This window comes from Thioalkalivibrio sp. XN279, assembly GCF_011089885.1.
Classification (GTDB): domain Bacteria; phylum Pseudomonadota; class Gammaproteobacteria; order Steroidobacterales; family XN24; genus XN24.
In genome coordinates this window covers 275,374-288,561 of record NZ_JAANBD010000025.1, presented here as the reverse complement: position 1 = coordinate 288,561, position 13,188 = coordinate 275,374, and the positions used below count along the sequence as shown (strand labels likewise).

Sequence of the window (13,188 nt, the reverse complement as noted above, 5' to 3'; positions counted from 1 at the left end):
TTCCACGGCCACGTACAGAAATGCTTGGTCTATCAACCCCTCTGTCGCGGACCATAGATTCGTCAAACAGAAGTTCTGAACTGTGGTCAAAAGTCGCGAGCCCAACAACATCGATGGAAGCGCCGGCAATTGGCTGAGTACCGAAAACGACTCCGGCCTTGCCAAACTGGTCAGTAGACCAATCTCCAAAGCCTTCTAATGCGACCGCATTTATTTCTGTCCTGCCGAGTGAGGCATACCCTGGCCCAAAACCCGATGGAAGGAGAGTGCCAACGGCAATGACCGGTGAGGAGCCGGGAGCATAGACTTCATCGAGCAGTTCGATCCTTGAGATCTCCATCGAACCGTCATTATCAAAAGCTCCGTAGACTGCAACGTACTGTGCTGGCAGAAGGCTCTGCGCAAGCTCCAGGTTTGGGATCTGATTCCCTAAGATTTCAATTTGGTGGCCGTCAGAACTGATTCGCTCGACGGGGCCCAAAAAGAGGATGCCTTTGAGGGTCACTCCTTGCTGAAACTCGGCGGCGATTGCTCGAGACAGCTCCACATGACGCGGTTGTTCACCTATTGCTGAGCCGGAACAAAGAGTTAGCGCCGAAGATAACGCCAAGATCGCAACTTTCACTTGTTTTGGATTCCGCGTGATAACCATTTCTAACTTTCCTCGGCGTCGAGAGTGTCTTTTTCAAACCAATAGACGCCAACACCTACGTGTTTGGCATCGGGGAGGTCTGAGAGCGGTTGATAGGGAGCGCCGGATTGCCTGCGGCGTTTTCGAATTTCTTTGAGCTGTTCGTTGAGCCAGCTGTCCAAGCGCGCAAGAAATGCCTGGCCTTCATCCTTCGCTAACAAACGGAAACCAGCCAGAAGTTGGCCTGAGAGAGGCTCGTGCGTGTACATGCGCCGCTCAAATCGGGCAGGGCCTTCTCGATCAGGGTTGAGGTTGTAATCCAGTGTCTCTGCAAGGTCGCGAATGACCCAGCTCATTCGCTCGACACTTTCCGGGCGAAGTCGGCCAGTGATATATGGTCGGTTGGTAAGCTTGGCCCGGCCCGACTTCGTTAGCTCAACCACGCCAACTTTTTTAAGCTCCTCTAAGACATCACTAGGAGGCCTGCGTCCGGCGATCCTCCGGACCAGGTCTGGAAAGGTGTGTTCACCGGGGGTGAGGGGGAGTTCTTTCGGTACCCCATAAGGCCCGGAGAAGTCTCTTTGCCAACCGGCTATGAGACGTCCGATCAGCGTCAAGTTGCTCAACTCCTCTGCGGCACCTACGTCGATGGTTGCCCGTATACGTGCCGCTTGGGGCCTTGACAGGCCCGTGAGGATCGCGAGTTGCGAATCCGAGGTTGCAGCCGATGGATGCAAATCCTTTGCGCACTCGGCGATGGATCGTCTAAGGGCTTCATGAAGGTCGTCGTGCGACAGGCCATGCCGCATTGCCATTCTGACAATGGGCAACATCAGGTTCCGGAAGGCAGCTACGTAGACCGCCCGAACGTGGTCACCAACTGAGCTGACTAATGTGTCGAATCGCGATGTGCGGGGAGCCAGGTTCATTCGCCCTCGGTCGTTGCATGAGATGGGAAAAGACCACAGCGGCGTGGTGAATTTGACTATAACCAGCCTCGTAATCTGGTCAACGATTCAACATATTGCAGCTGTACTTTCCGTAAGACGGGTGGTACGCGGGGCTCGGAAGAGGGGGGTGGCCCGGAAGGAAACTCTCAATGTTTCAGGTGCTAATGTGAGAAACCTAAACCTGGAGTGCGGCTCCTCAGTCCCGATGCGGGCGGAAGATTATGTTAAACACGAAACGCGGCATCCATGAGGTCATAGCTACGCTGAAGCGCCGGGGTCGGGGCTCTGGATGCGGTCTGGGGAAGGCCCGAGGCTCCGCGTGATCCCGGACCCAAGACTTCGCGTTACACGCCGCGTCGTTTAACAATATCCGGGGTCGACTGCAGCTCCGTGGATCCCTGGGGAGTGGTCGATGCCGGCTTTACCCGTATCGGGCCCAGCGCCCGGATCGGGGCGTCCCGGCCGGGAGCTGGCCGGCGCCGAGCCGCGCTATATCAGCCGCGGATTAAGTCAAACTACGAACTCGCTCACAGTTTCGTTCGCAAACATCTGGATTCCATCACAGTTTTACGATCCGTTTGCGCTCAGGGGAGGAGAGCGTGGCGAGGTCAGCGGGATATTTGTTGCGGCGCAGCACGAAAATTTGCGCAGCCCTCTCACACTTCTTCAGGGCTGAATGCCTGCAGGGTCAGGGCGTGAATGTCCGTATGCATCAGGTCCTCGAGGGCCGCGAACACCAGGCGATGCCGGGCGATCCGGGACAGGCCGGCAAAGCGTGGCGAGACAACAGTGACGCGAAAGTGTCCGCGGCCGTCCCGCGCCCCGGCATGCCCGGCGTGGAGGTGGCTCTCATCCTCGATTTCGAGCATCTCCGGCGCCAGCGCTTCCGCGAGGCAGCGGCGAATCATTTCCGTGCGGGCTTGGGTCATGCCGAAATCCTCATGCTGTAAAGGGCTCTCGGGATAGAATTGCGGCCATGGCCGAATTCTTCGAGATTCACCCTGATAACCCGCAGCCGAGACTGGTGCGGGAAGTGGCGTCGCTCGTCGAGGCCGGGGGTATTGTCGCGTACCCGACCGACTCTTCATATGCCTTCGGGTGGGCCATGGGCGACAAGAGTGCGCAGGAGCGTATTCGGCGCCTGAAACACCTGGACAAGCAGCACCATTTCACCCTGGTATGCGAGGGGCTCTCGGAGCTGTCCAGCTACGCGCGGGTCGACAACCAGGCCTATCGCTTGCTTCGCGCGCTCACGCCGGGACCTTACACGTTCATCCTGCCCGCGACCCGACAGGTGCCGAACCGGCTTCAGCACCCGAAGCGCAAGACCATCGGCATCAGGGTGCCGGCCAACCCGATCGCGCTGGCGCTATTGGAGGCACTGCCAGAGCCGCTGCTGAGCACCACGCTGCAGTTGCCGGGGCAAATCCATCCCATGAACGCGGCCTGGGAGATCAGGGAACTGCTCGATCATGAACTCGCGGCGGTTGTCGACGGCGGACCGTGCGCGCTCGAGTCGACCTCTGTCATTGACCTGACCGGGCCGGTGCCGCTCGTGACGCGGGTCGGGCTGGGGGACGTCAGCCACCTTGAAGTGGCCTGACTCAGGCGGCCCCGGCTTCTCTATAATACGCCGATGCAACAGCTTTCCATGCTCCAGGTCCTTGCGGTCGCGGCCATTCCAGTGCTGTTCGCCATCACCTTGCACGAGGTCGCCCATGGGTGGGTGGCACGGCGCTTCGGGGACCGGACGGCAGAGATGCTGGGGCGTCTCTCGGTCAATCCGCTCAAGCATATCGACCCTATCGGCACGGTCATCGTCCCGGCGATCGCCCTGATGACCACGGGATTCCTCTTTGGCTGGGCCAAGCCGGTGCCCGTGGCGATGCGCAACCTGCGCAACCCGCGCCGCGACATGATGTTTGTCGCCGCCGCAGGTCCGGGCGCCAACCTCGTCATGGCGCTGTTCTGGGCTTTCTTTACCAAGCTGGTGGCGGTCAGCGGCCTCGACGGGATGACTGCACAATTCTTCCTGACGATGGGCCAGATCGGTGTCTTCATCAACGTGATTCTCGCCGTGTTCAACATGCTGCCCATCCCGCCGCTCGATGGCGGGCGCGTCCTCAGCGGGCTGTTGCCGCCACGCGCGTCCACGCGCCTGGACGCGCTTGAGCCTTACGGCCTGATCATCGTCCTGGCGTTCATCTTTTTTGCCTGGGGCTACTTGCGCCCCGTCATTGCAACGGTCACCAACTTTTTCATGAGCATCGCGGGTCTCTAGGCGGGGCCGGCACGGAGCAAATAGTGAGCAATACCACCGGTCCAAACCGGCGAGTCCTGTCTGGCATGCGTCCTACGGGGCCGCTGCACCTCGGGCACCTACACGGCGCACTGAACAACTGGCTCAGGCTGCAGTACGAGTACGAGTGCTTTTTCTTCGTTGCCGACTGGCATGCCCTGACTACGCATTACGAAGACCCGTCCGGGATCGGCCCGAGCGTGCGCCAGATGCTCGTGGAGTGGCTGGCCGTGGGCATCAACCCGGCGGCGGCCACGGTGTTCGTGCAGTCGGACGTCCCCGAACATGCGGAATTGCACCTGTTGCTCTCCATGATCACGCCGCTCGGCTGGCTGGAGCGCGTGCCGACCTACAAGGACCAGCAGGAGAAGCTGAAGGAACGCGACCTCAGCACCTATGGTTTTCTCGGCTATCCGCTGCTGCAGAGCGCAGACATCCTGATCTATCGCGCCGGCCACGTCCCCGTGGGCGAGGACCAGGTCGCGCACGTGGAGATCACGCGGGAGATCGCGCGCCGCTTCAACCATCTTTACGGGCGCGAGGCCGATTTCGAGCAACGCGCCGAGCGTGCGGTGCGGCACCTGGGCGGCAAGCAGAGCAAGCTCTATCTCGAGTTCCGCAGGAGCTACCAGGAACGCGGTGACGAGACCGCCCTCGAGTCCGGCCGTGCGCTGGTGGAAAATCACCCGCGCCTCACCCTTGCCGATCGCGAGCGCCTGCTCGGTTACCTGGAGGGCATCGGGCGCACTATCCTGGTCGAGCCCGACGCCTTGCTGACGCCGACGCCGCGGGTGCCCGGGCTGGACGGGCAGAAGATGTCCAAGTCCTACGGCAACACCATCGGCCTGGCCGAGGACCCCGAAGCCGTGGAGAAGAAGCTGCGCACCATGCAGACGGATCCCGCGCGGGTGCGGCGCACGGACCCCGGCGATCCCGGCAAATGCCCGGTATGGCAGTTTCACCGCATGTACTCGGACGAGCGTACCCAGGCCTGGGTGCAGGAAGGCTGTCGCAGCGCCGGCATCGGTTGCGTGGAGTGCAAGCAGCCGGTGATCGACGCCGTGCAGGCCGAGCTCAAGCCGATCCGTGAGAAGATCGACGAATACAACGCCAGCCCTGATACCGTGGATATCATCCTCGCGGAAGGACGGGAAAGGGCGCGCGATGCGGCCCGCGAGACCATGGAGGAGGTGCGCGAGTCGATGGGATTGGAGTACCGATGAGCGACCAGCCGGAGACCATGGGCGCGGGCCAGGCCGAGATGCCTTTCGCGATCGTCGAGGGCGAGCCGCTGACCCAGCTGCCCATGGACCTGTACATCCCGCCGCATGCGCTGGAGGTGATCCTCGACGCCTTCGAGGGACCGCTGGACCTGCTCCTGTACCTGATCAAGCGGCAGAACATCGACATCCTCAATATCCCGATCGCCAAGATCACGCACCAGTACATGCATTACATCGAGCTGATGCAGGAACTGCAGCTGGAGCTGGCGGCGGAATACCTGGTAATGGCGGCCATGCTCGCCGAGATCAAGTCGCGCATGTTGTTGCCGCGACCCGCCGCCCAGGAGGAGGATGGCGAGGACCCGCGCGCAGAGCTGGTCAGGCGGCTGCAGGAATACGAGCGCTACAAGCAGGCGGCGCAGGACGTCGATGCACTGCCCCGGCTGGAACGCGACGTGTTCCAGGCCAGCGCGGAGATGTGCGAGCGCAAGGTGGTGGAGATTCAGCCGGACGTGAGCCTGCGCGAGCTTCTGCTCAGCTTCCAGGAAGTGCTGGTGCGAGCGGACATGTTTGCGCACCACCAGGTGCAACGCGAGCCGTTGTCGGTGCGCCAGCGGATGTCGGACGTCCTGGAGCGGGTGCAGGGCGGGCAGTTCGTGGCGTTCACCAGCCTGTTCACGCCGGAGGAAGGCCGGATGGGCGTGGTCGTGACCTTCCTGTCCATACTCGAGCTGATCCGCGAGAGCCTGCTGGACATCGTTCAGTCCGAGCCTTTCGCGCCTATCCACATCAAGGCTCGCGGCAACCACGGCGCCGCGGATGAAGCCGAGCCCCGGCCGGCGACCGGGGCCTGAGGACGAGAGACCGTATGGATTCCCAAAAACTGAAGAACATCGTCGAGGCCGCGCTGCTGGCGGCGGGTCGTCCGATGAGCATCGAGCAGGTGCTCAACCTTTTCCCGGAGAACGAAGCGCCCGAGCGCCAGGACGTCCGGGCGGCGTTGGAAACGCTCGAGGCCGAGTACGCCGAGCGCGGTATCCAGCTGCGCGAGGTGGCCAGCGGCTGGCGTATCCAGGTCCGGGAAGAGATGGCGCCCTGGCTTTCACGCCTGTGGCAGGACCGTCCCGCGCGTTATTCCCGCGCCCTGCTGGAGACGCTCGCGCTCATCGCCTATCGCCAGCCCATCACGCGCGGCGAGATCGAGGACATCCGCGGCGTGTCGGTGAGCTCGAACATCATGCGTACCCTGATGGAGCGTGGCTGGGTGCGTATCGTCGGGCACCGCGACGTGCCGGGCCGCCCGGGCATGTATGCGACCACGCGGGAATTCCTCGACTATTTCGGGCTCAAGCGACTCGAGGATCTCCCGCCGCTGGCGGAGATTCGCGATCTGGACAGCATCAACGTAGAGCTCGACCTCGGCCTCGACCTCGCCGAATCCGCATCCGAGCCGCCGCAGGAGGAGGCCGAAGCGTATGAAGAAGAGACCGACACTGAGTCGACGCCAGACGCCCCGCGCGCCTGAGCGGGAGCCCGTCCGCATCCACAAGCTGCTGGCAGACGCCGGCCTTGGTTCGCGCCGCGAGATCGAGCGATGGATCGCCGAGGGACGGCTCACCGTGGACGGCCGGCCGGCTGAAATCGGCGAGCGCCTCTCCGGCAACGAGCGCATCACGCTGGACGGCCGCCCGTTGCGGCTCGCCGAGCCCTCCCGCCATCGCTACCTGGCTTATCACAAGCCTGCGGACGAGGTCTGTACACGCAGCGATCCCGAGGGCCGCCGCACGGTGTTCGAGTCGCTGCCACGACTGCGTGGCCAACGCTGGATCGCCGTCGGCCGCCTGGACATCAGCACCACCGGCCTCCTGCTGTTCACCACGGACGGCAGTCTCGCCAACGGGTTGATGCACCCGTCCTCGGAGGTGTTGCGGGAATACGCCGTCAGGGTGCTCGGTGAGCCCGATGAAGAGGCCCTGCGGCGCTTGCGCGAGGGCGTGGAACTCGAAGACGGCATGGCCGCATTCGAGTCGGTCGAAGCCGCAGGCGGCGAAGGGCGCAACCGTTGGTACCGGGTGACCCTGCGCGAGGGAAGGAACCGCGAAGTCCGGCGGCTGTGGGAAGCCGTCGGGCTCACGGTGAGCCGCCTGACACGAGTCGCCTACGGGCCGGTGGCGTTGGAGCGCCAGCTGCGTCGCGGCCGCTTCCGTGACCTCGAGGCCGACGAAGTGCGCGCGCTCTACGAATGCGTGGGCCTCGCGCCTCCGGCCCTCGCGGTGCCGGACCGCAGGGCCCTCAAGCCGCGGCGCAAGCGCTTCGCCTCATCCCGCAAGGAATGAGCCAAACGCGGCGGCGGCCGGCTCACTGGGCGTCGAAACTGGCGCCGCTGGTGCCGCGGCTCTCGGGCCCGAGCAGGTACAGGTAGACGCCCAGGATCTCTTCCGGCGTCTTGAGCTGCATGGGATCCTCGGCAGGGTAAGCGGCGGCCCGCATGGCAGTGCGCGTAGGGCCCGGATTGACCGCGTTCACCCGGATGCCTGGCTTGTTTTCCAGTTCGTCAGCGAGCACCTGGTTGAGACCCTCGACGCCGAACTTGGACACTGCGTAAGCGCCCCAGTAAGCCTTGCCGCGGCGACCGACGCCGCTGGAAGCGAAGATCACGGACGCGTCGTCGGACTTGAACATCAGGGGCAGCAGGCAGCGACACAGGATGAATGGCGCCGTCAGGTTCACGTGCAGCACGCGTTGCCACTCCGCGACGTCGTGGTGCTCGATCGGTGTGCGCGAGCCCAGGATGCCGGCGTTCTGCACCAGGCCGTCGAGCCGGCCCCACTGTTCTTCGATGGCGCCGCTGAGACGGTCGTAATCCTCGCCCCTGGCGCGGGCGAGATCGAGCGGGAAGATGGCGGGCTCGGGGTGGCCGGCAGCGCGGATCTCGTCGTACAGGGCCTCGAGCTTGCGCACCGACCGCCCATGCAGGATGACCGTGGCGCCCAGGCCCGCGGCCGCCCTGGCCAGGGCTTGGCCGATGCCGCTGCCGGCACCGGTGATGAGAATGACCCGGTCGCGCAGCAGCCCTTCGGGCGCCGTGTACCGGGTGAATTTCCGTGCATCCATTTTGCTGTCCCTCGTTCGTCAGCCGGCGGCGCGCGCCTTGCGCGCCGCACGCCAGCAGGTCCACAGGTTGTCCAGGTTCCCTGGCAGGCCCGCCGGGTCGAACCCGCGCCGGTGCAACCGGTCCAGGTGCCGGCGATACAGAGCGGCCAGCACCAGGCCGGTGCGCTGGCGTGGCCGTTCGGCGGGCGGCAACAGCGACTCGGCATCGTCCAGGGCGACGCGCGCCTCGCCGGCCAGGCGGTCGGCGCATGCGGCCAACGCCGGGTCGATTTGCGTGCCGTCGAATCGTTCCGCGGCGCCGGTCTCGGCAATCCAGTCGCGCGGCAACAGGTGGCGGCCAGCAGCCATGTCGCCGCGCAGGTTCGCCAGCAGTTCCACCAGGCGCGCGCCGGTACCGAGCCGCTGGGCATAGCGCACCACGGCCCGCTCGTTCCGGGAATCAGCGAGCCCCAGCGCCCCGGCTACCATCTCGTGAAGGACGCCTCCGCTGCGATAGCAGTAGAGAGCGAGTTCCGCGTAAGTGCTGCACGGTGCCTCGGCCAGTTCGCTCGCGAAAGCATCGACGATCTCCAGCAGGTACTCCGGCTGCACCACGCCGGACAGCCCTGCCGCCTGCACGCGGCGCAGCGCGGGATGTTGCGCACGTCCGGCGCCGAAGCCGGCGATCTCGGCGCGCCACCACTCCAGCCGGGCCTGTGCGACCGCCGGTTCTGCGGGCGTGCGCACGGAGTCCATGATCTCTGCGCGCACCTCGAACAGGGCGCCGATCGCATCGCGCCTGGCGTGCGGGGTGAAGAGGAGGGCGTACCAGGTCGGCGAGCCCGGGGGCGCCGCCTTGCTGGTTCCGGGATCCACGGGGGTCACGCGTCGGGGCCCTTGGCTGCTTCGCCCGCGCCGTCGTCGTCTGCCGCATCGGCAGCGCTGTCGCCGGGGTCGCCGCGGGGCGTGCGCGCAATGAGATCGACCTCCGGCGCCGAGTCGAGGGGTTTCTGCGCCTGCACGCCGAGCTCCACGAACTTCCGCGCCCCGGGCATCACCTGGCGTTCCAGCGACCCGACCGCGCTGTTGTAGGCGTCGACGCTGCTGGACAGCGCGCGGCCGACGCGAGCGAGGTGCCCGGTGAAGGTGGCAAGCCGTCGATGCAGCTCCGCCGCGAGATCACGGATCTGCCGCGCGTTCTCGGCCAGCGCCACCTGGCGCCAGCCGTAGGCGACGGCCTTGAGCAGGGCGACGAGGCTGGTAGGCGTCGCGAGTATGACGTGCTGGTTGAGCGCCTCGTCCAGCAGGCCGGGATCGCGTGCCAGGGCGGCGCTGAGGAACTGGTCGCCGGGTATGAACAGGATCACGAACTCCGGGCTGCGCTCGAACTGCGCCCAGTAACGCTTCGCGGCCAGCTCGCGCACGCGTTCGCGCACCTTGCGCGCATGCCGCTGCAGGGCGGCCTCGCGGGTCGCGTCGTCGCTCGCTTCGACCGCCGCCAGGTAGGCGTCGAGCGGGGTCTTGACGTCCACTACCAACTGGCGGCCTTCCGCGAGGTGGACGATCATGTCCGGCCGCAGGACGCCCTCGGAAGACACGGTGTGCTCCTGCTCGGTGAAGTCGCAGTGCTCGACCATGCCGGCCAGCTCGACCAGGCGGCGCAGCGTCATTTCGCCCCACTGTCCGCGCACCTCGGGACGGCGCAGCGCGGTCACCAGGTTCCGGGTCTCGGAGCTCAGCGTCTGCTGGCTGACATTGATCGCCTCGAGCAGGCCGCGGATGTTGCCGAAGGCCTCGTTGCGTTCGCGCTCGATCTGGGAAATCTGCCTTTCGGTTTTCTCCAGCGCCTCGCGGATCGGCTTCACCATGGCCTCGACGGCCTGCTCGCGTGCCTTGAGATCGCCCTGGGCACGAGTGCGGTGGACTTCCAGGTTCTGTTGCGCCAGTTCGAGGAACTGGCGGCTGTTGTCTTGCAGCGAGCGCTTGGCAAGATCGTCGAAAATGCGTGCCAGGCGCTGCTCCAGCATGTTGATGGAGCTGTTCAGCTCTTCCTCGGTGCGCGCCTGCGCTTCGAGGCGACTCTGCGCCACCGCCAGCTTCTCGCGCAAGCGGGCGGCACGCGGTTGCAGGGCAAGAATTGTGGCGACGATGCCGACCAGCAGGCCCCCGGCAAACAGCAGGTAGGGCAGCAGCGCCTGGAGATCCAGCTGGTTCATGCCACCCCCGGCAGCGCGTCGGCCTGGTCGAGCCAGCGTGCCAGGGCCCAGGCATCCTCGAGCAGCGCATCGGCCAGCCAGGCCGCGGGGTCGTCGTCGTGCGGGATGTAACCCCAGGCCGCGGCGACGGTGCGCATGCCGGCGGCCCGTCCCGCCTCGATGTCACGAATGTTGTCGCCCACGTAGGTGCAGCCGCGCGGCTCTACTTCGAGCTCGCGGGCCGCATGCAGCAGCGGCATGGGATGCGGCTTGGCGTGGGGCAGTGTATCGCCGCTGATCACGGTGCCGGCGCGACCGCCGAGACCGAGTGCGCCGAGCAGGGGCTCGGTGAGCCAGCCCGGCTTGTTGGTGACGATGCCCCACGGGACACCGGCGGATTCAAGCGCTGCCAGCAATTCCGCGACGCCGGGAAACAGGCGCGACTCACGGCACAGGCCGGCCTCGTAACAGGACAGGAAGCGCCCGCGAAGGGCCTGCAACTCGACCTCGCCCAACGCGTCACCGTAACCCACCCGGATCATGCGCATCGCCCCCCACGACACCCAGGGGCGCAGCTGGGCGAAAGGCAGGGGCGAGCGACCGTCCTCCTGCAGCATCTGGTTCAGCGCTGCAGCCAGGTCGGGCGCAGTGTCGGCCAGCGTGCCGTCGAGATCGAACAGGACTGCCGCGTGGCGCCTCATGCATCCTCCGGCCGGCGGCCATGGGCGAGGTAATTGACGTGCACGTTGCCGCCCAGCGTGCATTCGCGCGTGAACGGGTTGTAGTGCATGCCGGTGAACTCGTTCAATTCCAGGCCGGCGTGCCGCATCCAGTCCGCCAGCTCGGACGGCCGGATGAGCTTGGCGTACTCGTGCGTGCCGCGCGGCAGCAGCCGCAGCACGTACTCGGCGCCGAAGATCGCCATGACCCAGGCCTTCGCGTTGCGGTTGATGGTGGAGAAAAACACGTGGCCGCCCGGCTTGACGAGGCTGCGACAGGCGGCGACCACCTGCGACGGGTCCGGCACGTGCTCGAGCATCTCCAGGCAGGTCACCACGTCATAACTGGCGGGGCGCGCCGCGGCATGGTCCTCGGCCGTCGATTTCAGGTACTCGACCTCCAGTCCGGACTCGCGCAGGTGGAGTTGCGCCACGGCAAGCGGCGCCGCGGCCATGTCGATGGCCGTGACCGTGGCGCCGCGACGGGCCATCGACTCGGCGAGGATGCCGCCGCCGCAGCCGATGTCCAGAACCCGCTTGGCATCGAGCCCGACCCGCTGGTCGATGTACTCGAGGCGCGCAGGGTTGATGTCGTGCAGCGGCTTGAAGTCGCCCTCGCTGTCCCACCACCGGTCCGCCAGTGCCTCGAAACGCGCGATCTCAGCGGTGTCGACGTTGGCTGTGTGGTTTTCAGTCATTCGCTTCTGCTCCGGCAATTCGTGAACGCCAGTCCTCGGCATGACGCATGCTCACAGCCGGATCGAGACGGGTGAGGCGGCCCTCGGCCACCATGCGCCGGCCGGCAACCCAGACGTCGCTGACCTGGTCGCGCCCGGCGGCATAGACCAGCTGCGCCACCGGGTCGTACACCGGCCACGTGGCGGGCTGGGCGAGGTCCACACAGCACAGGTCAGCCCACTTGCCGGCCTCGATGGAGCCGGTTTCTTCAGCCAGTCCCAGTGCCCTGGCGCCATTCAGCGTCGCCATCTCCAGCACCTGCGACGCCGGCAGCGCGTCGGCCCGGCCCGCCACGCCCTTGGCCAGCAGGGCCGCGCTGCGCATCTCGCCCAGCATGTCGAGGTCGTTGTTGCTGGCCGCGCCGTCGGTGCCGAGGCAGACATTCACCCCGGCTTCGAGCAGGCGGGCCACGGGACAGAATCCGCTGGCGAGCTTGAGATTGGATTCAGGACAGTGCACGACGCTGGCGCCCGCCGCGGCCATGCGCGCGATCTCGTCGTCCTCCAGCTGGGTCATGTGCACCGCCATGAGCATGGGCGAAACGAGCCCCAGGCGGTCCAGCCGCGCCAGCGGCCGCTCGCCGCAGTCCACCACGCTGCCGAGGACCTCGTCCGCGGTCTCGTGCACATGGGTGTGCACCGGCACTTCGAGTTCGTCGGCCAGCTTGCGGATCTTCACCAGGTACTCGTCGTCCACCGTGTAGGGCGCGTGCGGGGCAAAGGCCGCGCTCACGAGGGGGTGGCCCTTGTACTCGTCACGCAGCGCCAGTCCCTTGCGCAGGTATTCCGACATCTCGCTGGCCCAGACGGTGGGGAACTTGATCAGGATCATCCCCACGCAGGCACGCATGCCGATGCGCGCCGCCGAACGCGCCACGACCTCGGGAAAGAAGTACATGTCGTTGAACGTAGTGGTGCCGCCGCGCAGCATCTCGGCCATGGCGAGCTCGGTCCCGTGTTCCACGAACTCGGCGCTCATCCAGCGCTGCTCGGCCGGCCAGATGTGGGCCTGCAGCCATTCCATCAGCGGCAGGTCGTCGGCGAGGCCGCGCAGCAGAGTCATGGCGGCATGCGTGTGGGCGTTCACAAGGCCTGGAATCAGCACGTGAGTCGGCTTGTCCAGCGTCTCGTCGGCCTCGTAGCGGCTGTCGGCCACGGCTGCCGGCAGGAGATCGACGACGCGACCCTGGCGCACGGCCACCGCATGGTGCTCGAGCGGGGCGCCCGCAGGCGCAACCGGAGCGACCCAGCGGGCCTTGATCAGGGTGTCGACTTTCTCCATGCTCGATACTCGTTGCGGCTCCCCGCGATGCGGGCGCGGCCGAAGTCCGACATTCTATC

General features: G+C 65.8%; 14 protein-coding genes. 6 read left to right on the top strand and 8 right to left on the bottom strand.

Annotated features, from left to right (window positions below):
- Positions 1-654: 654 nt before the first annotated feature.
- Both G8346_RS06090 and G8346_RS06085 read right to left on the bottom strand, forming a co-directional pair.
- Positions 655-1,560, bottom strand: a complete 906-nt coding sequence (locus G8346_RS06090) for a DUF6502 family protein (protein ID WP_255453962.1) — start codon at positions 1,558-1,560, stop codon at positions 655-657.
- 677 nt (positions 1,561-2,237) lie between these two features.
- Positions 2,238-2,510, bottom strand: coding sequence for a BolA family transcriptional regulator (locus G8346_RS06085; RefSeq protein ID WP_166049194.1), 273 nt, complete (start codon positions 2,508-2,510; stop codon positions 2,238-2,240).
- Positions 2,511-2,557: 47 nt separating this feature from the next.
- Here G8346_RS06085 and G8346_RS06080 point away from each other — a divergent pair, with 47 nt between their 5' ends.
- From G8346_RS06080 to rluB, 6 genes are read left to right on the top strand one after another with little or no spacing between them, the layout of a single operon-like run.
- Entirely contained in the window at positions 2,558-3,184 is a 627-nt protein-coding gene (locus G8346_RS06080; protein ID WP_166049193.1) for an L-threonylcarbamoyladenylate synthase, read from the top strand.
- A gap of 48 nt (positions 3,185-3,232) precedes the next feature.
- The gene (locus G8346_RS06075; RefSeq protein ID WP_240901318.1) at positions 3,233-3,862 is read left to right on the top strand and encodes a site-2 protease family protein; all 630 of its coding nucleotides are present in this window, start codon (positions 3,233-3,235) and stop codon (positions 3,860-3,862) included.
- 23 nt (positions 3,863-3,885) lie between these two features.
- The gene (locus tag G8346_RS06070) at positions 3,886-5,103 is read left to right on the top strand and encodes a tryptophan--tRNA ligase (RefSeq protein WP_166049189.1); all 1,218 of its coding nucleotides are present in this window, start codon (positions 3,886-3,888) and stop codon (positions 5,101-5,103) included.
- Positions 5,100-5,957 (top strand): ScpA family protein, encoded by an 858-nt coding sequence (locus G8346_RS06065; protein WP_166049187.1) that lies wholly within the window; start codon positions 5,100-5,102, stop codon positions 5,955-5,957. Before G8346_RS06070 ends, G8346_RS06065 begins: the two co-directional genes overlap by 4 nt.
- Before the next feature lie 14 nt (positions 5,958-5,971).
- On the top strand, positions 5,972-6,628 hold the full coding sequence (gene scpB / locus G8346_RS06060; RefSeq protein WP_166049184.1) for an SMC-Scp complex subunit ScpB: 657 nt from the start codon (positions 5,972-5,974) through the stop codon (positions 6,626-6,628).
- Positions 6,579-7,439, top strand: a complete 861-nt coding sequence (gene rluB, locus G8346_RS06055) for a 23S rRNA pseudouridine(2605) synthase RluB (RefSeq protein WP_166049182.1) — start codon at positions 6,579-6,581, stop codon at positions 7,437-7,439. The genes scpB and rluB overlap by 50 nt, the downstream gene beginning before the upstream one ends.
- 22 nt (positions 7,440-7,461) lie before the next feature.
- On the opposite strand, the gene G8346_RS06050 is transcribed toward rluB, so the two are convergent.
- From G8346_RS06050 to G8346_RS06025, 6 genes are read right to left on the bottom strand one after another with little or no spacing between them, the layout of a single operon-like run.
- Entirely contained in the window at positions 7,462-8,217 is a 756-nt protein-coding gene (locus G8346_RS06050) for a YciK family oxidoreductase (protein WP_166049180.1), read from the bottom strand.
- An 18-nt stretch (positions 8,218-8,235) separates the two neighbouring features.
- Complete coding sequence (locus tag G8346_RS06045; RefSeq protein ID WP_166049179.1) at positions 8,236-9,072, bottom strand: squalene/phytoene synthase family protein; 837 nt, start codon at positions 9,070-9,072, stop codon at positions 8,236-8,238.
- A gap of 5 nt (positions 9,073-9,077) precedes the next feature.
- Positions 9,078-10,412: a DNA recombination protein RmuC gene (locus tag G8346_RS06040; protein ID WP_166049177.1), complete on the bottom strand. Its 1,335-nt coding sequence runs from the start codon at positions 10,410-10,412 to the stop codon at positions 9,078-9,080.
- A complete protein-coding gene (gene gph, locus G8346_RS06035; protein ID WP_166049176.1) occupies positions 10,409-11,092 on the bottom strand; it encodes a phosphoglycolate phosphatase in 684 nt (227 codons plus the stop codon). The genes G8346_RS06040 and gph overlap by 4 nt, the downstream gene beginning before the upstream one ends.
- The gene (gene ubiG, locus G8346_RS06030) at positions 11,089-11,808 is read right to left on the bottom strand and encodes a bifunctional 2-polyprenyl-6-hydroxyphenol methylase/3-demethylubiquinol 3-O-methyltransferase UbiG (protein WP_166049174.1); all 720 of its coding nucleotides are present in this window, start codon (positions 11,806-11,808) and stop codon (positions 11,089-11,091) included. Before ubiG ends, gph begins: the two co-directional genes overlap by 4 nt.
- On the bottom strand, positions 11,801-13,129 hold the full coding sequence (locus G8346_RS06025; protein ID WP_166049172.1) for a TRZ/ATZ family hydrolase: 1,329 nt from the start codon (positions 13,127-13,129) through the stop codon (positions 11,801-11,803). Before G8346_RS06025 ends, ubiG begins: the two co-directional genes overlap by 8 nt.
- Positions 13,130-13,188 lie beyond the last annotated feature (59 nt).